Genomic DNA, 22,187 nt, shown 5'->3' on the forward strand with positions numbered 1-22,187 from the left:
CATCGATCCGCCCGGCGGAGGTGAAGGCAGCGAGACCTGCCGACGTGATGGTCCGCCATCCTCCCGGTCCGGTGGGGCCGAGGATGGCAAGCGCCCGATCCGTCATGGATCTGTCACCGCCGGCGGCGAGAGACGGTTGGTCGAGACGCCCGATCGAGGCGGCCGAGGAGAGAGCCTGATGAAGATCGCGATGATCGGCGCGGGGTATGTCGGCCTGGTCTCCGGTGCGTGCTTCGCCGATTTCGGCCACACGGTCTGTTGCGTCGACAACGATCCGGCCAAGATCGAGGCGCTCGAGCAGGGGCGTATCCCGATCTTCGAACCGGGCCTCAACACGCTGGTGGCCGACAATGTCCGCCAGAACCGGCTGACCTTCACCACCGACCTGACGAGCGCGGTCGCCGCCGCCGACACGGTGTTCATCGCGGTGGGTACGCCGTCCCGGCGGGGCGACGGCTTCGCCGATCTCTCCTACGTCTATGCGGCGGCCCGTGACATCGCCGCAGCGCTCACTGGCTATACCGTGGTGGTGACCAAATCCACGGTTCCCGTCGGTACCGGAGACGAGGTCGAGCGCATCATCCGCGAAGCGCGGCCCGATGCGGATTTCGCCGTGGTGTCGAACCCCGAATTCCTGCGCGAAGGTGCGGCGATCGGCGATTTCAAACGGCCGGACCGCATCGTCATCGGGGCGGACGATGCCCGCGCGGCCGGCGTCATGAACGAGGTCTACCGCCCGCTCTATCTCAACCAGGCGCCGATCCTCGTCACGGGCCGCCGCACGGCGGAACTGACGAAATACGCCGCCAACGCGTTCCTCGCCACCAAGATCACGTTCATCAACGAGATCGCCGATCTCTGCGAGCAGGTCGGCGCCAACGTCCAAGAGGTCGCGCGGGGCATCGGCCTCGACAATCGCATCGGCTCGAAATTCCTGCATGCGGGTCCGGGCTATGGCGGCTCCTGCTTCCCCAAGGATACGCTGGCGCTGGTGAAGACCGCGCAGGATTGCGGCACGCCGATCCGGCTCGTGGAAGCGGTGGTCGCCGTCAACGACCAGCGCAAGCGGGCGATGGCGCGCAAGATCGTCACCGCCTGCGGCGGCTCGGTGCGGGGCAAGACCATCGCGCTCCTCGGCCTCACCTTCAAACCGAATACCGACGACATGCGCGACGCGCCGTCCCTCTCCATCGTCGCCGGCCTGCAGGATGCCGGCGCCCGCATCCGCGCGCACGACCCGGAGGGGATGGAGGGCGCGAAGCACCTGATGCCCGACATCGCCTATGCGGACGACCCCTATTCCTGCGCCGAAGGGGCGGACGCCCTCGTCATCGTCACTGAGTGGAACGCCTTCCGCGCCCTCGACTGGGCGCTGCTCGCCGAGAGCATGGCCGCCCGGGTGGTAGTGGACCTGCGCAACGTCTACCGGGGCGAGGACGTGGCCCGCCACGGCTTCCACTATGTCGGCATCGGCGTGCCGACACCGGAGGCGTGAACCGCCCGCGGGATCAGAGGATGAAGTCGCTCGCCTGAAGGCCGCCGACGATGGTCTTCAACAGGATCTGGAAATCGGCCCGTCCATTCCCGTCGACATCGCCTTCGAGGAACGCGGAGCTTCCGGACACCCGCATATGCAGGTCTCCGGCTTGGGCGAGGGCGGCATCGCCGATGAAGGTGAAGCCCTGGTCGCCCTCGGCACCGGTCATCGCCTGGATCGCCGAGAGGTCGATCCGGTCCTGGCCCAAAGTAAAATCCGTGATCGTGTCGTAAGTCTTGCCGGCAAGGCTGTCCGAGATGGCCCAGAAGGCGAAGGTGTCGTTGCCGACGCCGCCCGTGAGCGTATCCTTACCCGCGCCGCCCACGAGGATGTCGCCGCCACCGCCACCCTTGAGCTTGTTCGCCGCATCGTTGCCGAGAAGCACGTTGTCGAGCGTGTTGCCGGTGCCGTTGATGGCCGCGTTCCCCGTCAGGGTCAGGTTCTCGATGAACTGCTTACCGAGGGAGAAGGACATGGAGGCTTCGACGCGGTCGCTGCCCGCCATCGGACGCTCGAACACCCGGTCGCCGATACTGTCGACGATGTAGACGTCGTCGCCACCGCCACCGGTCATCGAATCCGCCCCGGCATAGCCATCGAGGAGATCGGCGTATTTCGATCCGGTGAGGGTGTCGTCGCCCGAGAGAATCGCGGCCCGAACGCTCCCGGCATCCTGCTCGCGATAGATGAGAGCCTGATCAGCCGTGATCGCCAGACCCTGGATCTCCAGCAAGGTGCTGTCCCCGAAGTACAGGGTGACGCCGTTGGTCATGCCGGTGGCGGGGTAGGGGCCGGCCTCGTAGGAGAAACCGGAGCCGACGATGTCGAAGAAGATGTCCTCGCTCAGCGAGGCGCGAAAGCCCGTCTCGACCTGATGGGAATAGCTGACCTGATCGTCATACGAATAAATGTCGATCGTATGCGCATCCAAAGGCAGTGAGGATTTGATCGTAACCACGGACGCACTCTCCATCACCGTGTTCGCCCGCTCCCCGAGAGGAGCAGGCGGTGTCGATGATGTGATTGCAATCGAAACCTGAGAAAGGCTTAAGGCCGAGCATCCGCCCTGTGGGCGGAGCGGTCGGTCGCCGCAGCATGACGCTGCACTTCATCCCGAGCGGCACGCCGCCTCCGAGCCTTACCCGGAGGCGGCATTTCTCACGCCGCCGCGTCGATGGCCGTAGAGGCGCGCCGCACCTTGCGGTCCATGCCGTCGAGGAAGGCATGAGCGTCCTCCTTGCGCTCGAAGACATGCGGGGCGAGGCCGCGATTGTTGAGCGCTTCTTCCATCTTGAGACGCAGGAAGGCGCTCGTCGCGTAGCGCGTGGTGGTGAGATAGTAGTTCGCCGACAGGTATTGGATCATGCTGGCGTAATCGTCGTACAGGTTCTCGTTGATGCGGAACCCGTCATGGTTGACCACCGAGTTGACCCGTTGGCCGGCCTTCTTGCAGGCATCGACCAGGACCTTGCGCAGGTCGTCGATGTCGCTCTTGATGCGGGCGTGCCAGCCTTCGAGGTTGAGGAAGAGGATGTTGCGCTCGGCGTCGTAGCTGACCCGTTCCGGCAGGTTGAGGTTGAGGAGGTCCGAGAGGAGCTCCATCGGCTCGTCCCGGAACAGTCGCGCATCCATCTGCGCCGGGTGCTTGATGATCGGCGTGAAGCCCATATGGGGCAGGATATCGCGCTCGATATCGATGCCCGGTGCCACCTCGATGAGTTCGAGCCCTTCGTCGGTGAGCTGGAAGACACAACGCTCGGTGACGTAGATCACCGGCTGCGAACGCTTCTGCGCATAGGGACCGCTGAAGGTGATCTGCTCCACCTGCGGCAGGAATTTCTGCGAGCGTCCCTCGGTGACGATCTTGAGCTTGCCGTCTTCGATCGTGGTCTCCAGGCCGCCCACGGTGAAGGTGCCGGCGAAGACGACGCTTCGCGCGTTCTGGCTGATGTTGATGAAGCCGCCGCAGCCGTTGAGCTTGCCGCCGAACGCGCTGGTGTTGACGTTGCCGTGCTGGTCGCACTCGGCCATGCCGAGGCAGGTCATGTCGAGGCCGCCGCCATCGTAGAAATCGAACATCTGGTTCTGGTCGATGACGCAATCGGCATTCGTCGCCGCGCCGAAGCTCGACCCGGAAGCGAGCACGCCGCCCACGGCCCCGGCCTCTGTGGTGAGGGTGATGTAGGGCGTCACCTTCTCCTCGTTGGCCACTGCCGAGATGCCCTCGGGAGCGCCGACGCCGAGATTGACCACGCCGTTCGGCGGCAATTCGAAAGCCGCGCGGCGGGCGATGATCTTGCGGGCGTCGAGCTTCATCTTCTTCATGCCGCTCACCGGCACGCGGATCTGGCCGGCCAGCGCCGCGTCGTGCTGCACGCCGTAATTCATGCGGTGCATCTCTGGCTCGGCCAGCACCACGCAATCGACGAGGATGCCCGGCACCCGCACGTCCTTGGGCAGCAGGAAGCCGTCATCGACGATGCGCTCCACCTGCGCGATGACGATGCCGCCATTGTTTCGCGCGGCCATGGCCTGGGCCAGGCAGTCGAGGGTGAGAGCCTCCTTCTCGAAGGAGATGTTGCCGGCCGGGTCCGCCGAGGTGCCGCGGATGAAGGCGACGTCGATCTTGGTGGCGGTGTAGAACAGCCATTCCTCGCCATCGACCTCAACGAGCTTGACGATCTCGTCCGTCGTCACCTCGTTCACGCGGGCGCCGCCATGGCGCGGATCGACATAGGTATGCAGGCCGACCTTGGAGAAGAGGCCGGGCTGGCCGGCGGCGCAGGCGCGGTAGAGCTGCGAGATCACGCCCTGGGGCAGGTTGTAGCCGACGATCTTGTTGTCCTGGGCGGCCTTGGCCACTTTCGGCATGCGGCCGAAATTTGCGGCGATGACACGCTTCAGCAGGCCCTCGTGGTGGAGGCGGCCGGTGCCGAGGCCTTTGCTGTCGCCGGCGCCGGCGGTCATGATCAGGGTCAGGCCGCGCGGGGCGCCCGTGTCGACGAAGCGCTTCTCCAGGGCGGCATGGAGCGCCTCCGGGATGCAGCTCTGGACGAACCCCGTCGTGGTGACGACGTCGTCATGCCGGATGAGGGCGATCGCCTCCTCGGCCGTGATCACCTTATTTTTCTTCATCGACCGGTCTATCCTCAGAGCGCCTCCCGCATCCCGGCCCTAACGCAAGTGATATTTTGCATAATGCCGTGGATGAAGAAGTCTTGTTTGGCGCAGGCAGCGTAAAGATACGGTCCAGTTTTCGCAAGGGTCCGGTCTAGCGCCAGTCGCGGCGTTCGCGTCTTGTTGCAGTGCAGCGTTAGCCCGAGTTTTCATGTCCGGACTGCCGGCATTTCCAGTGATCAGTGAGGATTGCGTCTAATCCTTAGGGCTCGCCATCATTGGCTGAACACTTGTGCGGTGCGGGAAGGTCGAAAGTATTCAACATTTCGAATTTTGGTGGCGATTCGTTCCACCGTTGTCGGTTCCAACCTCGTGTCTCTCATTCGAACGCACGACGTTGGGGCGGTTCGTCGCTGGTCCGCGTTCGTCACGAGAGCTTGCCTTGCCGGGAGCCGCTAGGTGACGCAGGCTCGGGGATGCCGGTCCTTGGCCTCGACCGGTGATCCCCCCAACGAAACCATAAGTCGTCGATGATCGTCCGTTCGCGTCCCAATCTCATGGCGGTGCTTTTCACGCTCCAGGGCTCGATCCTGCCGCGGGTCGCGCTGAAGGTGAGTTTCATCACCGTGGCGGCCATCGTCGTCGTGGCTGTCGAGCGGGCTTGGCCCCATCCTTTCCCGATGAGCGCGGGGATCGGGCCTTTCACCCTGGTCGGGCTGGCTCTCTCGATCTTCCTGAGCTTCCGCAACGGCGCCTGCTACGACCGCTGGTGGGAGGCGCGCAAAGCCTGGGGAACGCTGATCCTCGAAGCGAGGGCGTTCGCCCGGCTCCTGATGGCGCTCCTGCCCGAGGAGCGGCACGACGCGTTGCGAAGCCGCGCACTGAAACGCGTGATGGGCTTTGCCAAGGCCCTCCACGCGCAAATGCGGCGCGAGGACGAGGTGGCGGCCGCAACCCCCTGGCTGTCCGAGGCGGAGGCCGCGCCCCTTCGCGACCGCCCGAGCATCGCCGACGCCGTGCTCGTGCACCTCACGGCCGATCTCGGACGAACACAGCGGGCCGGTGCTCTGACCGACATCCAGTTCGGCTTCCTCGAGCAGAAGATCGCGGCTCTCGGCCAGGTCCAGATCGTGTGCGAGCGCATCCAGGGCACCCCGCTGCCCTTCGCCTATACCCTGCTTCTCTACCGGACGGCCTGGATCTACTGCCTGCTCCTGCCCTTCGGTCTGGCGGGCACGCTGGGCTGGGTGACGCCGCTCGTGACGGCACTCGTCGCCTACACGTTCTTCGGCCTCGATGCCCTCGGAGACGAGTTGGAGGACCCGTTCGGCACCGAGCCCAACGATCTTCCTCTCGACGCGCTGGTCCGCGTCGTGGAGGGGATCGTCCTCGACGCATTGGGTGAACCCGCGCCGCCGCCTCTCGCGCCGGAGGGCTTCCTCCTGCGCTGAGACGTGGCGCGAGCGGTGGAGGCTCAGTACTCCCAGAAGATCCGCTGAAGCTCCTTGGTGTCCTGCGTCTTCGTCAGGGCCACGGCGGCGAGGATCTTGGCCTTCTGCGGGTTGAGGTCGTGGGCGACGACCCAATCGTACTTGTCGTCCGGCTGCTCGGCATTGCGCAGGACGAAGCCGTCGCCGACGCGGGACGAACGGATGATCTGCACGCCCTTGGAGCGGATGTCCTTCAGGGTGTCGACGAGGTAGCCGGCCACCGAGCCGTTGCCGGTGCCCGCATGGATGATGGCCTTCGCGCCGGTGGCGACGGCGGAGGTGTAGGGCTCGGGATGCATGTTGCCCGAGCCGTAGACGATGGCGACGTCCGGCAGGGTATCGATGGAATCGATGTCGAACTCGGAGGTGGTGCCGTGGCGCTTCACCGGCGCGCGGAACCAATAGGTCTTGCCCTCCACCACCATGCCGAGGGGTCCCCACTGGCTGAAGAAAGCCGAGGGCTTGATGTTGACGCGCTTGGTGGTGTCGCGTCCGGCCTGGATCTCGTCGTTCATCGTGAGGAGCACGCCCTTGGCGCGGGCATCCTTCGCGCCAGCCACCACTACGGCATCGAGAAGGTTGAGGGCGCCATCGGCCGAGATCGCCGTGGAGGGCCGCATGGAGGCGACCATGACGATGGGCTTGTCGGTCTTGACCACGAGGTCGAGGAAATAGGCCGTCTCCTCCACGGTGTCGGTGCCGTGGGTGATGACCACTCCATCCACGTCGTCGCGTTTGACCAGGGCGGAGACCTGCTTGGCGAGCTGAATCAACTGTGCGTTGGTGAAGCTCTCCGAGGCGATCTGGAACGCCTGCTCGCCGCGTACCTCAGCCACCTGTGCGATGGCCGGCACGGCGGCGATGAGCTTATCCACCGGAACCTTCGCCGCCTGATAGGTGGCGCTGTTGGCGGCATCCGCACCCGCGCCCGCGATCGTGCCGCCCGTGGCGACGATGACCACGCGGGGCTTTGTCGTCGTGGCCGGGGCCGCCGCTTCACCGGGTTTGGCCGGTGCCGGGCCTTCGAGAGCGATGGCTGGGAGCGGCGCGAGGGACAATCCGACGCTCAGAGCCAGGGCGAAGGCGATCGGACGACCGGTGGGCCGGTAAGCGGGAGGAACAAGCTGCATCGTGGTATCCTGTCACAGGCGGGAGGACGGCATTGTGGCCGCTCCCCCCGCTCACGCCCAGGCCAAAAAGGCGGCGGTCACAGGCTGTTCCGGCGTCATTCCTTCGACATCGTAACTGGAGGGGCGATCCTGCTGCCCGGCTCGGCCGATCCGGCGCATCCGCCTGCCGCGATCGAAGCATGGGTCCGCTTCACCGATCGGGTAAATGCTTGCAATCGGAATGAAATGGCGAGACTTTCGTGTTGTGGGCTGTCACGGCCCGGTACGACGTACGAGACCCAAGCGCGAGGAACCGATGACGCCGCTTGGGCATCGCGCCGGCTTGATCCGGGGATAGATCGCGTGGTGTATATGGTCGACGCTCCGGAGGAGCATACAGGCTCCACGACGGACCCTTTGCTGCTCGATAATCAGCTCTGTTACGCCCTCTACGCTGCCGCTCACCGGATCACCCGGTCCTACCGCCCGATGCTGGAGCGGATGGGGCTGACCTACCCGCAATATCTGGTCCTCCTCGTCCTCTGGGAGACCGACGGTGTCACGGTGTCGGATATCGGTCGCCGGCTGCGTCTCGATTCCGGAACCTTGACGCCCGTTCTCAAGCGGCTCGAAACCGCAGGTTTCCTGATCCGTCATCGGCGACAGAGCGACGAGCGCGAAGTCGAGATCCAACTGACCCAGCAGGGGCGCGACCTGCGGGCCGAGGCACGGCTCGTGCGGGAATCGGTGATGTGCCAGCTCAACATGTCAGAGCCGGAGGTGCAGGCTATGCGGGCCGACCTGAATGCCCTGATCGAGAACCTCAGCGTCGCCGGCTGAAGGCCGTCTCCGGCATGGCCGAGACGCCGTTCGGTCGACCGCCCGTCGTGGTCGCACTGTCACAATCGCGCTGTACGCTCCGTTCCGATATCATCTTATTATCCTATGCTATCGATATGGTTTGCCGGATAAGTTTTACCTTGAGGTAAGCGTTCATTTACCGTTAAAGGCCGGCCACGTCCGGCATCGTGCCATGCGGCGCATCGGGTCTTCCCTTTCTCTCCGCCTGCCCGTTCCCGCGTGCCGGTCCTCACGCCACAGGGCAGGGGTGCTCGATGACCTGGTTGTCGAAAGTTCCGAATTTTATCGTCGAGGCAGGGAAGCGGCGGGCCGCTGAACTCGAACCGATCACGCGCGGATCCATCGAACCCACGCGGCATCGCGGCGTTCCCCTTCCATGAGTTCAGCCCTGGTGGAGAGTGAGACGGAGCCCCGGCGTCAGGTCGGCGCCTTGCCGTTCCGGCGCCTGTCGGATGGTGGGTTCAAGATTCTCCTGATCACCTCACGTGAGAGCCGCCGCTGGGTGATCCCGAAGGGCTGGCCGATGAAGGGGCGCAAGCCCTACGAGGCCGCTGCGCGCGAGGCCTATGAGGAGGCCGGGCTTCTTGGCGAGATCGGCAAGAGGCCGCTCGGCTTCTACCTCTATGAGAAGCGGCTCAAGAGCCGTGATTTCGTACTCTGCCAGGTGAAGGTCTTCCCCCTGGAGGTCCGCAAGCAGCTGAAGCACTGGCCGGAACGGGGTGAGCGCGAGGATCGCTGGTTCACACCCTCCGACGCGGCCGAGGCTGTCGCCGAATCCGGCCTCGCCGGCATCATTCGCGCGGCGTGCAAAAGGGACACAGGGCTGCTTGTTTCACCAGCAACGATCAAAGGCGGCGAGAAGTGATTGCCAAGCCGCCTTCGATCCGCTAACTCCCCGCTCGTCGCCGACGCGTCGCGACGATCGGCTGCTGTAGCTCAGTGGTAGAGCACCTCATTGGTAATGAGGAGGTCGACAGTTCAATCCTGTCCAGCAGCACCATTCATTTCGACCACTTAGAGCGGCGCTGAAGTGCAGCTGCACCCCAGGTCCAGAGCCGGGTGTGCAGTGGGGGTGCAGCACGAAGTTACCTCGTTACGGTTTGCGTTAAGGGTGACCGAGTCTGCCCATCCGGCAGCTTCCAAAAGCTGTTGGCGCTAAGCGCGACCAAGCATTTACCGGCTCCGTTCCTCTCCCGCTCGGCCTGGACGCAGGTGATGCGCGAGCTGCTGTGGTGAAAAACAGCTGCGTTGATGTATCCCCTCCAGGGGGATAGGATGCGCTATGGAACACGCCTCGCATCCGGACATCGTCAAGCGCCTGAAGCGCGCGCACGGACACCTCGCCGGTGTCATCGCGATGATAGAGGAAGGCCGACCCTGCGTTGATCTTGCCCAGCAACTCCACGCGGTCGAGAGCGCCATCACCAACGCCAAGCGCGTCCTCATTGAGGACCACATGGAGCATTGCATCGGGCACGGCATCGAACACGGCGCCACGGCCGCCAAGGATGCCCTGGCCGAGTTCAAGACCCTCGCGAAGTATCTGTGAGGCGCCCCCATTGCTGAGCGTCCTCTCGAACCGCACCTACCGACACCTGTTCGCGGCCCAAGTCATCGCCCTCATCGGGACGGGCTTGCTCACGGTCGCCCTCGGGCTTCTGGCATTCCGGATCGCGGGTGATCGCGCCGGCACCGTCCTGGGCACGGCGCTCGCCATCAAGATGGTGGCCTATGTCCTCGTCGCCCCGGTGGCCCAGGCCTTCACCGCTCAATTGCCCCGGCGCGCCTTCCTGGTGGGCACGGACCTCATCCGGGCTGCCATCGCCTTGACGCTGCCTTTCGTCGATCAGGTCTGGCAGATCTACCTCCTGATCTTCGCCCTGCAATCGGCCTCGGCCGCGTTCACCCCGACCTTCCAGGCCACCATCCCGGACATCCTGCCCGACGAACGGGACTACACCCGCGCCCTGTCACTCTCGCGCCTCGCCTACGATTTGGAGAACCTGCTTAGCCCGACCCTCGCCGCCCTTCTCCTGACCGTGGTGCCCTTCAACGCGCTGTTCGGCGGCACTGTCCTCGGCTTCCTGTGCTCGGCGGCCCTGGTGGTGTCCGTGAGCCTGCCCATCGCCAAGCGGACCAACCGGCAAGGCGGCATCTACGACCGGACCACGCGGGGCCTCAGGATCTACGTCGCGACGCCACGCCTGCGCGGGTTGCTCGCCCTGAACCTCGCAGTCGCCGCGGCCGGCGCCATGGTCATCGTCAACACTGTGGTGATCGTTCAGGGCCTGCTGGATCGGCCGCAAACGGACGTGGCACTGGCCCTCGGTCTCTTCGGCGGCGGCTCCATGATCGCCGCCCTGACGCTGCCCCGCCTGCTGGACCGATTGTCTGACCGGGCCGTGATGATTCCGGCGGCCGCCCTGCTCGGCGGGGTCTTGCTCAGCGTCGCCGTCATGACCTGGGGCGGCGCCATCGGCTGGGCCCTGCTCCTCGAAACCTGGCTGATGCTCGGCATCGCCTACTCCGCCGTCCAGACCCCGACCGGCAGACTCCTGCGCAGGTCGGCGACATCGGAGGACCGGCCGGCCGTATTCGCGGCCCAGTTCGCCCTGTCCCATGGCGCCTGGCTCATAACCTACCCGCTGGCCGGCTGGCTCGGCGCCTCCCTTGGGATGCCGGCCACGTTGGCCATCCTCGGGGGCCTGACGCTGGCGGGCGTCGCCGCGGCGGCCGGGCTGTGGCCGGCGTCCGATCCCGACGTGATTGAGCATGCCCATGCCGACCTCGAACCCTCGCACCCGCACCTGAACGGGGACCGGCGCCACGCCCATGCCTTCGTGATCGACGACCTGCACCATCAATGGCCGGCCCGGGCGGGATGAGCATGTCTCGGTTCATCGGCCGGTCAGCCCACCTGAACTACCGTGACCGTTGGAACCGCAACGCGTTCGATGGTATCATCGAACGAGGAGAACCCTTGGTGATAGCCGCACTGGCAGCGCTGCGACGTCTCGGCACCGGCTTCATGCTGGTGGCGATGCTCGCCGTTGTGGTCGGCACTGGCCTCACCTCGGCCAGCGGTTTCCAGCCCCTGATCGAGACGCTTGAGGACGCCGGCCCCGAGCATTCGCACATGCACGGCGACGGGACGGTCCACTCTCACGTTGTGGTCACCCACCAATCCCAAGATGGCGAGGTGTCCGGCGATCCGCTCGGAGACCCCGAGCAGCACGAGCACCAGAAGCCATCGTGCTGCAGCCTCGCCCAGCCGGTGGCCCTGCTCGGCGGCGCCGATGCCGTCATGATCCTCGACAGCGGATCGGCCACCCTGGCGCTGCCACCGCTTTTCCACCCCTTCGGCATCGATCCGAACGGCTTGCGACGACCTCCAAGAACCCTGTCGGCCGCCTAGACGCGGACGTGCCCCAAGGGTGCGGCCGCACCATGCGCTCGCTCGACAGGACCTCTCACCGTGACCCGACATCTGAACGACGCCCGCGGGCGGCTGCATAGCCGCGTCGCCGGGTGGGCCATGCTCGCGCTGGCCTCGGCATGCCTGTGCCTCACCGGCTCGCCCTCCCACGCCGGGGGCGGTGACGACCACTCCCATGCACCGCCGCCGCTCGCGACGGCCACCCAGGGCATGCCGCGCATCGCCCTGCAGTCCGACCTCTACGAGGTCGTGGGGACGCTGCAGGACCTGCGGCTGACCCTCCACGTCGACCGGATGGACGACAACGAGCCGGTGACCGACGCCAAGGTGACCGTGACCCTCGGGGACGTGCCCGTCGTCGCGACGTCGACCCCGGCCGGAACCTACGCCGTGGCCTCGTCCCGGCTTGCCGAGCCCGGGGCCATCGACGTCATCGTCTCGATCTCCGCCCCCGCCGGCGATGACCTCCTCATCGGGTCGCTCACCATCCCGGGGCTCGAAGGCGATGCGGTGACCCAAGCCTTGTCGGGCCACGACCACGGATCCCTGATCGACCGCGCCCGGGAGGCCATGGCGCCGCTTCGGCAGGGGCAGGCCTGGGTCTTCGGGATCTTCGCCGCAGGTGTGGGGCTGGGCCTGCTCCTGCGTAGCCGACGCGCTAGGCCGGTGGCCGTGGTCGCGGCGGGAGTCGTCGTGCTCGTCTCGACCGGGTTCGCCTTCGCCCATGGCGGCGAGGATCACGACCATGACGCCCCCGTGGCAGTGCCGGGAACCAACACCCCGCAGAGGATGCCCGATGGGGCGGTCTTCGTGCCAAAGCCGTCGCAGCGCATCCTCGAAGTCCGGACCACCGTCGCTAAGCCTTCCACCGTCGAGGCGGCCATCCGCCTGATCGGCAAGGTCATCCCCGACCCGAACCGGGGCGGCCTCGTCCAGAGCATCGGCGGCGGTCGCGTGATCGCCCCGTCCGCCGGGATGCCGCAACTCGGCCAGGCGGTCCGCAAGGGCGACGTCCTAGCCCACGTCGAGCGTCCTATCATCCAGGCCGACCAGGCCATCGTCGTCGAGAAGGTCGGCGAGATCGAGCAGATGATCGGGCTGGCCGAGGCCAAGCTCGCCCGGGCCAAGCGCCTCGTGACGACCGGATCGGGCACGACGATCTCGGTCTCCGACCTGGAGATCGAGCTGGAAGGCATGCGCCGGCGCCGCGCCGCCGTCAGCGATATCCGCACCACCCCGGAGACCCTGACCTCGCCGGCTGATGGCGTCATCGCGTCGAGCCGGGTCGTCGCCGGCCAAGTGGTGCAGGGGCAGGACGTCCTGTTCCAGGTCGTCGACCCGAAGAACCTCTGGGTCGAGGCCCTGGCGTTCGAGACCCTGCCACCCCTGCCGGAGGACGCCACCGCCCTGACCGCCGACGGCGTCACCCTGAAGCTCGTCCCGAAGGGGGTGAGCCGCGCCCTCCAGCAGCAGGCGACGGTCGTCCAGTTCGCGGTGGTCGATCCGCCGGCCGACCTGCGCATCGGCCAGCCGGTGACCGTTCTGTCCCGGACGGGTGCCAGCGCGACCGGCATCGTCCTGCCGCGCAACGCCGTGGTCCGCTCGGGCAACGGCGAGGCCATGGTCTGGCGCCACGTCGAGCCGGAACGGTTCGAGCCGCGCCCAATCCGGACCGAGCCCCTCGACGCGACCCGCCTGATCGTCCGGGCCGGCGTGGCCGAGGGCGACCGCGTCGTCGTGCGCGGCGCCGACCTCATCAACCAGATCCGGTGAGGCCGCCATGTTCGGGATGATCGTCCGCGCCAGCCTGCGCAATCGCCTTTTCGTCCTTGCCGCCGCCGTCATCCTGGTGGCCTACGGCAGCTTCGTGCTGCCTCGGCTTCCCGTCGACGTGCTGCCGGACCTCAACCGGCCCATGGTCACCATCATGACCGAGGCCGAGGGCCTGGCCCCCCAAGAGGTGGAGCAGGTCGTCACCTACCCGGTCGAGGCGGCCATGAACGGCATGCCGGGGGTCGCCCGGGTCCGCTCGGTCTCCAGCCCGGGCCTGTCCATCGTCTACGTCGAGTTCGATTGGTCGACGGACGTTTACCGCAGCCGGCAGCTCGTCTCCGAGAAGCTTGCCATCGTGCGCGAGGGCCTGCCGCGTGGGGTCAGCCCGCACATGGGACCGGTAACCTCGATCATGGGCGAGATCCTGCTCGTCGCCATCACCGCCGACGCCATGCCGGCCATGGAGGTGCGCGAGCTCGCCGACTTCACCATCCGCCCGCAGCTTCTCAGCATCTCGGGCGTCTCCCAGGTCATCCCCATCGGCGGCGAGGTGCGCCAGTACCGGGCCTCGCCCGACCCGGCCGCGATGCAGAGCCTCGACGTCACCCCCGAGCAGGTCGAGACGGCGGTCTCGCGCTTCGGCACCAACACCGGCGGCGGCTTCATCGACCAGCACGGGCGCGAGTACCTCATCCGCAACGTCGGCCTGACCAAGCGCCTCGACGACCTGCGCAACACCGTGGTGACCTACCGCCAGGGCCAGCCCGTGCTCCTGCGCCAGGTCGCTGGGGTCGACTTCGCCCCAGCGGTGAAGCGTGGGGACGCCGGCTTCAACGGGCGCTCCGCCGTCATCGTCTCGATCCAGAAGCAGCCCGCGGCCGACACCGTCGAGCTCACGCGAAAAATCGAATCCGCACTCGATTCCATCCAAAAAACCCTGCCTTCCGGGGTAAACGCGAAGAACATCCAGTTCCGGCAGGCGACCTTCATCGAGGCCTCGGTCGGCAACGTGAAGCGCGTCCTGATCGAGGCCGGGATCGTGGTGGCGGTCGTGCTGATCGCCTTCCTGATGAACGTGCGGGCGACCGTCATCTCGCTCACCGCCATCCCGATCTCTGTGCTGGTGACCGTCACGGTGTTCCAGGCCCTCGGGCTGACCATCAACACGATGACCCTGGGCGGCCTTGCCATCGCCATCGGCGAGCTTGTCGACGACGCGGTGGTCGACGTCGAGAACATCATCCGCCGGCTCGGCGAGAACCGCGAGAGCGCCTCCCCTCGGCCGGTCCTGGAGGTGGTGGCGGCGGCGAGCCAGGAGGTGCGCTCCGGCATCGTCTACGCGACGCTGATCGTCATCCTGGTGTTCGTGCCCCTGTTCGCCCTGTCCGGGATCGAGGGCCGGCTCTTCGCCCCCCTCGGGGTCGCCTACATCGTCTCGATCCTAGCAAGCCTCGTCGTCTCCATCACCCTCACGCCGGTGCTGGCCTCCTACCTCTTGGCGCGCGGGACCGGCCACAAGGCCGCCGACACCTGGCTCGTCCGCCACCTCAAGCGCGGCAACGCCGCCCTGCTGTCGTGGGCGTTCGGGCATCGGGCGATCCTGCTCGGGGTGACCGGGCTCGCGGTCATCGCTGCCGGGGTCGCGGCGACCCGGCTTCCCCGGGCGTTCCTGCCGCCCTTCAACGAGGGCACGCTCGCCCTGGGGCTTGCCTACAACCCCGGGATCTCGCTGGCCGAGAGCCATCGCCTCGGGCTCGTCGCCGAGCGCCTCATCTGCGAGGTGCCCGAGGTGATCTCGGTCGGTCGCCGCACCGGGCGGGCCGAGATGGACGAGCATGCCGAGGGGGTGCATTCGAGCGAGCTCGACGTCGACCTGAGGCCGGGCCGGCCGAAGGAGGCCATCCTCGCCGATCTGCGGTCCCGCCTCGCGGTGCTGCCGGCCGTCCTGAATGTGGGACAGCCCATCTCGCACCGGCTCGACCACATGCTGTCCGGCATCCGGGCCGAGGTCGCCATCAAGATCTACGGCGACGACCTCGACACCCTGCGCAGCCTCGCCGAGACCCTGCGGACCAAGGTCGCCGGCATCGACGGCATGGCCGACCTTCAGGTCGAGAAGCAGGTCCGCATCCCGCAACTCCGGGTCGATGTCGACCACGAGAGGGCCGCCCTCTACGGCCTGACGCCGGCCTCCGTCACCGATGCCCTCGCCACCTTGAGCAACGGGCGCACGGTCTCGCAGATCATCGAGGGCAATCGCCGTTTCGATGTCGTCATCCGCCTCGGGGACGAGGATCGTTCGACCACGGGTCTCGGCGACCTCCTGATCTCGACGCCGGCCGGGCGCATCCCCCTGCGCCGCGTCGCCGACGTCACCGAGGCCGACGGCCCGAACCAGATCAGCCGCGAAAACACCCAGAGGCGGATCGCGGTCTTTGGGAACACCGACAAGAAGCGGGACCTGGCTGCGGTGGTCGCCGACGTGCGCAAGGCGGTCGACGAGACGAGGTGGCCCGCCGGCTACCGGGTCGGGCTGGAGGGGACGTTCCAGGCGCAGGAGGAGACGTCCACGCGGATCGGCCTACTGTCCCTCGTGGCGCTCGCCCTGATCTTCACGGTGCTGTTCGGGCGGTACCGCTCGGTGCCCCTGGCGCTCATCGTCATGGCCAGCATCCCGCTGGCGCTGATCGGCAGCGTCGCGGCCCTCTGGCTCGCCGGACAGCCCCTGTCCGTCGCGTCGATGGTTGGCTTCATCACCCTGGCCGGCATCACCGCGCGCAACGGCATCCTGAAGATCTCGCACTACCTCAACCTCGCGCTCCACGAGGGGGAGGCGTTCGGGTCGGCGCTCGTCGTCCGCGGGAGTCTGGAGCGCCTGACGCCGGTGCTGATGACCGCGCTCTCCGCCGGCCTCGCGCTGTTGCCCCTCGTGGTCGGGGCCGACGAGCCCGGCCGCGAGATCCTGCATCCGGTCGCCGTGACCATCCTCGGTGGCCTTGTGAGCGCGACCGTGCTCGACACCCTTCTGACGCCCGTCCTGTTCCTCGCCTTTGGCCGCAAGGCCCTGGAGCGATTGCAGGCGAGCCGGAACGGGGGCCTCACCCCCGCCGAAGCCTTCTGACCCAACCGAAAAGGAACTGACCCATGAAGACCATGACCCTCGCCCTCGCCGCCGCCCTCGTGCTCTCTACCTCCGCCTGGGCAGCCGGCGGCGGGCATTCCCACAAGGGCCCGAACGGCGGTGCACTGATCGACGTGACCGGGGGCCATGCCGAGCTCGTCGACACGCCGACCGAGATCGCCCTCTACTTCAGCGACGAGGACGGCAAGCCGCAATCGGCCAAGGGCGCCTCCGGCAAGGCCACCGTGATGTCGGGGGGCAAGACCGAGACGCTCGTGCTGTCGCCGGCCACCTCCGAGAAGCTGACGGCTCCCCTCGCTCAGCCGCTGGCGAAGGGCGACAAGGTCGTCGTCTCGGCGAAGACGGCGGACGGGCGCGCGATCCAGGTCCGGCACGTCGAGAAATGAGATCCCGGGCGGGCCGATGCTCCTCGGCCCGCCTCGCCTCGGGACGGGAGCGTTACCGCCCTAGCCGAGGCACCTCAATACCGAGGCGAGCTCATGTGCTTGGTCGAGGGTGAGGCCAGAGCTGACGACCGCACCGTCGCGGACAAGCGTGTAGGTCCCATCGCTGGCTGTCTTGATCTTGATGGACATGGGGTCCGAAGGTGAGCGCCGGCGTCGCGACGATGCCCAAGCTTAGCCATTGACGACAGCCTTGCAACCGGGACGCACGCCTCGACGCGGCAGGGATTGCCGCGATGGCGCCTTCAAGCCGTGTTCGTACCAACGGAATATTGGGTGGCGGCTCGACGTCCACCAGATCGATAGAGTGGGGATAAGCCGATTACTGACGACGCATGGTCGACCGCACTGGGGCTGCTTGCAGTCCTGGTCCTGGTGTTCGCCAACGGGTTCTTCGTGGCGGCCGAGTTCGCCCTGGTCTCGGTGCGCCGCAGCCGCGTCGCCGAGTTGGTCTCGGAGCGGCGGGCCAACGCCACCGCGTTGCAACGGGCGACCGACCGGCTCGATGCCTACCTCGCCGCGACCCAGTTCGGCATCACCCTCTCGTCCCTTGCGCTGGGCTGGGTCGGCGAGCCGGCCCTTGCCCACCTGATCGAGCCGGCCCTCGCCTGGCTGCCGATGTCGCTCGGGACGGCCGTGGCCCACACCGTGGCCGTGGTCGTCGCCTTCTCGATCATCACGTCCCTGCACATCGTGCTCGGCGAGCTCGCCCCGAAGAGCCTCGCCCTTCAGCGGAGCGAGCGAACCGCGCTCGCCGTCGTCCGTCCCCTCGGGCTATTCCTCCTCGTCTTCCGCCCGGCCATCCTGTTCCTGAACGCGCTCGGCAACGGCGTCCTGCGCCTCTTCGGTCTCCAAGGCGGGCATGGCGAGGGCTCGCTTCACTCGACCGCCGAGCTCAACCTGCTCATCCAGGCGAGCCAGGAAGCCGGGCTGATCCGCGAGGTCCAGCAGGAGGCGGTGGAGCGCATCTTCTCCATCGGTGAGCGAAAGGTCCGGGACATCATGACCCCGCGCCACGAGGTCTTCTGGGTGGACGCCGACGATCCGCGTGACGTGGTCCTCAAGGCCGTGCGGGAATGCGACCACGCCCAGGTCGTCGTCAGCCGCGGCGACGTCGACGAGATCGTCGGGGTCGTGCGCAAGCAGGACCTGCTCGACCAGGTCCTCGACGGCAAGGAGATCGACATCTCCGCGGCCACGCAGCCGCCTATCGTCGTGCACGAGAGCATGACCATCCTGGCGGTGCTGGAGACCTTCCAGAGCCAGCCGATGCGCATGGCCGTCGTGGTCGACGAGTACGGCAGCCTGGAGGGCATCGTCACCCAGACCGACCTGCTGGAGGCCATCGCCGGTGACATCCCGGAGGCGGGCGACGAACCCGACGTGGTCGAGCGCCCGGACGGCTCGCTCCTCATCGACGGCATGATGCCGGCGCGCCAGGCCTTCGAGCGACTCGAATTTTCGGAGATCCCGGATTCCGACGACTTCACCACGCTAGCCGGTTACGTGATTTTCCAGTTGGGTCGCATCCCGGCCGTCGGGGACGCCTTCGAGACCGGGGGCTGGCGTTTCGAGGTCGTCGACCTCGACGGTCGCCGCATCGACAAGATTCTCGCCGCGAGGGTGACCTGACACGATCGCCCATCGCACGCTCACGACCGCAGCGGCCCTGCTCCTGCTCGCGCTCCCTGCCATTGCGGAGCCGGCATCCTGCCGCCTCGGCGAGGCGAGCTTCAGGCCCTTGCGAGGCGCCCACCAGTTCGAGCTTCGCAGCGGGCGTACGGGAGATGCCGTCAGCTGGGATTTCGTAGTCACGGTCACGGGCGAGGTTTTTTCCCTTCCGGACCGAGGTGGGGGCGACCGCCGGGCAATGGGTGCTCGTCTCGGAGGCCAACGCCATGGGCGTCGATCCCAAGGTGAGAACCGCGATGATCCCCTTTAGAACTGACGGCGCGGTCGCGGCGGAAGGCAACGGGGTCGCGCGGGTTTCCTTCCTCGACCTGGCGCGGGGCTTCCTCGCGCATCGCGAGCGGATCGGGCGACTCTCCGATGGCGGCATCTCACCACCATCGGGCCTGTGGACGCTCAGCCGCTGCGGATCGCCTTGATCCCACGGCTTGACATCCTCGCGTCCCCAGCCGCCTATGGCGGCATCGGGATGCGATCTCCCGACGAGGCCTCGGCCGAAGCATCGCGTCCAATCTGCAATTCTTGCAAGGACGCGCCATGGCCTCGCCCAACTCCATCTCCCAGGACAAACTCGCCCGCTTGGTCGGTACCGCCGCGTGCCCGGTCCTGGTCGACGTGCGCCACCGATCTGACCTCCTCGCCGATCCGCGGCTCGTGCCGGGCGCCCGTCCTCGCGCCTGGGAGGCGGTCGCCGAATGGGCCGACGCGCTTCGCGGGCGATCTGTCGTTGCCATCTGCCGGGACGGCCAGCAGCAAAGCCATGGCGTCGCCGCCTGGCTCAGGTCCGCCGGCGTAGACGCCGAGGTGCTGGACGGCGGGACGGCGGATTGGGCCGCCGCCGAGCGGCCCATGGTGCCCATCGACAGGATCAGGAACCGTGACGGGCGAGGCCGCACCGTCTGGGTGACGCGGTCGCGTCCCAAGGTGGACCGCATCGCCTGCCCCTGGCTGATCCGCCGGTTCGTCGACCCCGAGGCGGTGTTCCTGTTCGTGCCGCCGTCCGAGGTCGCGGGTGTCGCTTCCCGCTTCGACGGAGAGCCCTTCGACATCGACGGGCCGGACGTGTTCTGGAGCCACCGCGGCGATCTCTGCACCTTCGACGTCATGGTTGCGGAACTTGGCTTAGCGACAGAGCCATTGCTTCGTCTCGCCACCCTGGTTCGGGGTGCCGACACCAACCGGCCCGACCTCGCCCCCGAGGCCGCCGGGCTCCTCGCCGCCTCCCTCGGCCTCTCCCGCATATACGCGGACGACTTGCAGCAGCTCGACGCCGGCATGGTGCTGTACGACGCCTTCTATCGCTGGTGCCGCGACGCGACCGGGGAGACCCACGACTGGCCGGCGGGCCACGCGAAGGCGAGGTCCTGACATGGCCGGCGCCACGCTCGGCCATGCCGCTGTCGAGGACGGGGCGGCCGCTTCGCCAACTCCCATCTCCCTGCGCGAGGCCCTCCCGGTCTGGGCGCGGATCGCATCGCTCTCGTTCGGCGGCCCGGCCGGGCAGATCGCCGTCATGCACCGCATCCTCGTCGAGGAGCGACGGTGGATCTCCGAGAACCGGTTCCTCCACGCCCTAAATTTCTGCACGCTGCTACCGGGACCGGAGGCGCAGCAACTCGCGACCTACGTCGGCTGGCTCATGCACGGTACCCGCGGCGGCATCGTCGCCGGCGGCCTTTTCGTCCTGCCCGGCGTGATCGCGATCATGGCCCTGAGCTGGGTCTACGCGCTCTATGGCAACGTCGGGCTGGTCGCCGGTCTGTTCTTCGGCCTCAAGGCCGCGGTGCTGGCCATCGTCGCCCAGGCCGTTCTGAGGATCGGACGGCGGGCGCTCAAGAGCCGGGCCATGGTCGCCCTCGCGGCCGCGTCCTTCGTTGCGATCTTCCTCCTCGACGTGCCGTTCCCGGTCATCGTCCTGACCGCCGGGGTGATCGGCTACCTCGGCGGCAAGGCCGGCCTGCCGCAGTTCCAGGTCGGGGGCGGGCACGGCGCCTCGGGCAAGGCCGACACCGGTCCCTACCTGCTCGCCGACGACGAGCTTCCGAAGGAGCACGCCACGCACGGACAGACCTTTCGGGTCCTCGCCGTCTGGGCGGCGCTCTGGCTGGTGCCGGTGGCCCTCGTCCTCGCCCTCGTCGGACCCGCGAGCGTCTACGGCCTGATCGCGGTCTTCTTCTCGAAGATGGCGATGGTGACGTTCGGTGGCGCCTACGCGGTGCTGGCCTACGTCGCGCAGCAGGCGGTCGAGCACTACGGCTGGCTCCGGCCCGGCGAGATGCTGGACGGGCTCGGCATGGCCGAGACGACGCCCGGCCCGCTGATCATGGTCACCCAGTTCGTGGGCTTCATGGCCGCGTTCCGGAACCCTGGGACCCTGCCACCCCTGCTCGCCGGGACCCTCGGGGGCCTGCTCACCACCTGGGTGACCTTCGCGCCGTGCTTCCTCTGGATCTTCGTCGGAGCCCCCTACGTCGAGAGCCTGCGCGGCAACCGGGCCCTGGCCGGCGCTCTCTCGGCCATCACCGCGGCGGTAGTCGGTGTGATCCTCAACCTCGCGGTCTGGTTCGCCCTGCATACGATCTTCGCCGAGGTCCATCCTGTCGCGGTGGGTCCACTCCGGTTCGACGTGCCCGTACCGATGAGTCTGAACCCGTGGGCCTTCGCCCTGTCGCTGGCCGCGCTCATGGCGGTGTTCCGCTTCCGTGTCGGCCTGATCCCCACGCTCGCCGCCTGCTCGGCGGCCGGCATCATGCTGCACCTCACGGGAGCCGTCGCATGAGACGCCTGATCGCACTGACCGCCATCGTGTCGCTCGTCACGGCGGTCGTCGCCATCGCCGGGCCGGAAGCCTTGCCCGGCTTCGAGCCGATGCAGACCGGACCCGGGGCCGCCGGCCGATGGGACAGTGTCGCGGACGACGGCGGCACGGGCGGGCGCGCCGTTGAGCAATCTAGCGACGACCCCACGGACGGTCGCTTCCCCCTGCTGATCCGGAAGGCGGCCGCGCCGGCGAACGTGACAGTCCGTGTTCGGATCAAGCCGATGGCCGGATCGGTCGACCGGGCCGGGGGACTGGCCGTCCGCCTGCTCGACCGCAACAACTATTACGTGGTCCGCGCCAACGCCCTCGAAGGCAACGTCCGCTTCTACAAGGTCGTGGCCGGTCGTCGTATCCAGTTGGCCGGGGCCGACACCCCGGTCACCGCGGGCGTCTGGCACGACCTCGCCCTCACCGCGCGGGACGACCGCTTCACGGTGTCGTTCGACGGCCGAGATCTCTTCGCCGCGACCGACGCGACGATCGTCGCGCCCGGCAAGGTCGCCTTCTGGACCAAGGCCGACAGCGTGACCCGCTTCGACCGCCTCGACGTCGAGGAACTGCCGTGACAGGGCACGTCCCGACGCCGGGAACGCGCTGAGGACCGTGCGGTGCCGATGGGGCCCGCATCATGCGATTGGAGATGACCATGTCCAACGACATCGACCGCCGCAACCTGTTCCTGGCCGGCGCGGGCCTTGCCGCCATCGGCCTCGGGGCCGCCTCGGCCGCCGCCGCGGACGGACCCTCGCCCACACAGCCGGCGATCAAG

The 22,187-nt window shown here is 67.5% G+C and carries 18 protein-coding genes and 1 tRNA gene; 16 read left to right on the forward strand and 3 right to left on the reverse strand.

What is annotated here, in order from left to right; genetic code table 11:
- Positions 1 to 178 precede the first annotated feature (178 nt).
- Positions 179 to 1,495, forward strand: a complete 1,317-nt coding sequence (locus ACYQML_RS08295; RefSeq protein ID WP_461235267.1) for a UDP-glucose dehydrogenase family protein — start codon at positions 179 to 181, stop codon at positions 1,493 to 1,495.
- A gap of 13 nt (positions 1,496 to 1,508) precedes the next feature.
- Here the strand turns inward: ACYQML_RS08295 and ACYQML_RS08300 are convergent, their stop codons facing one another.
- Positions 1,509 to 2,495, reverse strand: coding sequence for a M10 family metallopeptidase C-terminal domain-containing protein (locus ACYQML_RS08300; RefSeq protein ID WP_461235268.1), 987 nt, complete (start codon positions 2,493 to 2,495; stop codon positions 1,509 to 1,511).
- Positions 2,496 to 2,695: 200 nt separating this feature from the next.
- A complete protein-coding gene (locus ACYQML_RS08305; protein ID WP_056161468.1) occupies positions 2,696 to 4,672 on the reverse strand; it encodes an acyl CoA:acetate/3-ketoacid CoA transferase in 1,977 nt (658 codons plus the stop codon).
- A 512-nt stretch (positions 4,673 to 5,184) separates the two neighbouring features.
- Between ACYQML_RS08305 and ACYQML_RS08310 the strand changes: the two genes are divergently transcribed.
- Positions 5,185 to 6,105, forward strand: coding sequence for a bestrophin family protein (locus ACYQML_RS08310; RefSeq protein ID WP_056423667.1), 921 nt, complete (start codon positions 5,185 to 5,187; stop codon positions 6,103 to 6,105).
- A 23-nt stretch (positions 6,106 to 6,128) separates the two neighbouring features.
- On the opposite strand, the gene ACYQML_RS08315 is transcribed toward ACYQML_RS08310, so the two are convergent.
- The gene (locus tag ACYQML_RS08315; protein ID WP_156467661.1) at positions 6,129 to 7,274 is read right to left on the reverse strand and encodes a type II asparaginase; all 1,146 of its coding nucleotides are present in this window, start codon (positions 7,272 to 7,274) and stop codon (positions 6,129 to 6,131) included.
- 351 nt (positions 7,275 to 7,625) lie between these two features.
- Between ACYQML_RS08315 and ACYQML_RS08320 the strand changes: the two genes are divergently transcribed.
- From ACYQML_RS08320 to ACYQML_RS08385, 14 genes are all read left to right on the forward strand, one after another.
- A complete protein-coding gene (locus ACYQML_RS08320; protein ID WP_056423669.1) occupies positions 7,626 to 8,093 on the forward strand; it encodes a MarR family winged helix-turn-helix transcriptional regulator in 468 nt (155 codons plus the stop codon).
- A gap of 397 nt (positions 8,094 to 8,490) precedes the next feature.
- Positions 8,491 to 8,979 carry an NUDIX hydrolase gene (locus ACYQML_RS08325; protein ID WP_056423671.1) on the forward strand — a complete coding sequence of 163 codons (489 nt, stop codon included), beginning with the start codon at positions 8,491 to 8,493 and terminating at the stop codon, positions 8,977 to 8,979.
- A gap of 60 nt (positions 8,980 to 9,039) precedes the next feature.
- Positions 9,040 to 9,114 (forward strand) — tRNA-Thr (locus ACYQML_RS08330).
- A 282-nt stretch (positions 9,115 to 9,396) separates the two neighbouring features.
- A complete protein-coding gene (locus ACYQML_RS08335; RefSeq protein WP_461235269.1) occupies positions 9,397 to 9,663 on the forward strand; it encodes a metal-sensing transcriptional repressor in 267 nt (88 codons plus the stop codon).
- Positions 9,664 to 9,673: 10 nt separating this feature from the next.
- Positions 9,674 to 10,999, forward strand: coding sequence for an MFS transporter (locus tag ACYQML_RS08340; RefSeq protein WP_461235270.1), 1,326 nt, complete (start codon positions 9,674 to 9,676; stop codon positions 10,997 to 10,999).
- A gap of 98 nt (positions 11,000 to 11,097) precedes the next feature.
- A complete protein-coding gene (locus ACYQML_RS08345; RefSeq protein ID WP_461235271.1) occupies positions 11,098 to 11,529 on the forward strand; it encodes a DNA polymerase III subunit gamma/tau in 432 nt (143 codons plus the stop codon).
- Positions 11,530 to 11,589: 60 nt separating this feature from the next.
- On the forward strand, positions 11,590 to 13,323 hold the full coding sequence (locus tag ACYQML_RS08350) for an efflux RND transporter periplasmic adaptor subunit (protein WP_461235272.1): 1,734 nt from the start codon (positions 11,590 to 11,592) through the stop codon (positions 13,321 to 13,323).
- A 7-nt stretch (positions 13,324 to 13,330) separates the two neighbouring features.
- The gene (locus ACYQML_RS08355; protein WP_461235273.1) at positions 13,331 to 16,444 is read left to right on the forward strand and encodes an efflux RND transporter permease subunit; all 3,114 of its coding nucleotides are present in this window, start codon (positions 13,331 to 13,333) and stop codon (positions 16,442 to 16,444) included.
- Positions 16,445 to 16,467: 23 nt separating this feature from the next.
- Positions 16,468 to 16,851, forward strand: coding sequence for a hypothetical protein (locus ACYQML_RS08360; protein ID WP_461235274.1), 384 nt, complete (start codon positions 16,468 to 16,470; stop codon positions 16,849 to 16,851).
- A 378-nt stretch (positions 16,852 to 17,229) separates the two neighbouring features.
- Entirely contained in the window at positions 17,230 to 18,540 is a 1,311-nt protein-coding gene (locus ACYQML_RS08365) for a hemolysin family protein (protein ID WP_461235694.1), read from the forward strand.
- Between the two features lie 266 nt (positions 18,541 to 18,806).
- Positions 18,807 to 19,016 carry a hypothetical protein gene (locus ACYQML_RS08370; protein WP_461235275.1) on the forward strand — a complete coding sequence of 70 codons (210 nt, stop codon included), beginning with the start codon at positions 18,807 to 18,809 and terminating at the stop codon, positions 19,014 to 19,016.
- A 118-nt stretch (positions 19,017 to 19,134) separates the two neighbouring features.
- Positions 19,135 to 19,965: a chromate resistance protein ChrB domain-containing protein gene (locus ACYQML_RS08375; RefSeq protein ID WP_461235276.1), complete on the forward strand. Its 831-nt coding sequence runs from the start codon at positions 19,135 to 19,137 to the stop codon at positions 19,963 to 19,965.
- Between the two features lies 1 nt (position 19,966).
- Entirely contained in the window at positions 19,967 to 21,376 is a 1,410-nt protein-coding gene (gene chrA, locus ACYQML_RS08380; RefSeq protein WP_461235277.1) for a chromate efflux transporter, read from the forward strand.
- Entirely contained in the window at positions 21,373 to 21,984 is a 612-nt protein-coding gene (locus ACYQML_RS08385; RefSeq protein WP_461235278.1) for a hypothetical protein, read from the forward strand. The genes chrA and ACYQML_RS08385 overlap by 4 nt, the downstream gene beginning before the upstream one ends.
- Positions 21,985 to 22,187: the final 203 nt, after the last annotated feature.

The sequence above is a fragment of the Methylobacterium sp. CM6244 genome (assembly GCF_054817885.1).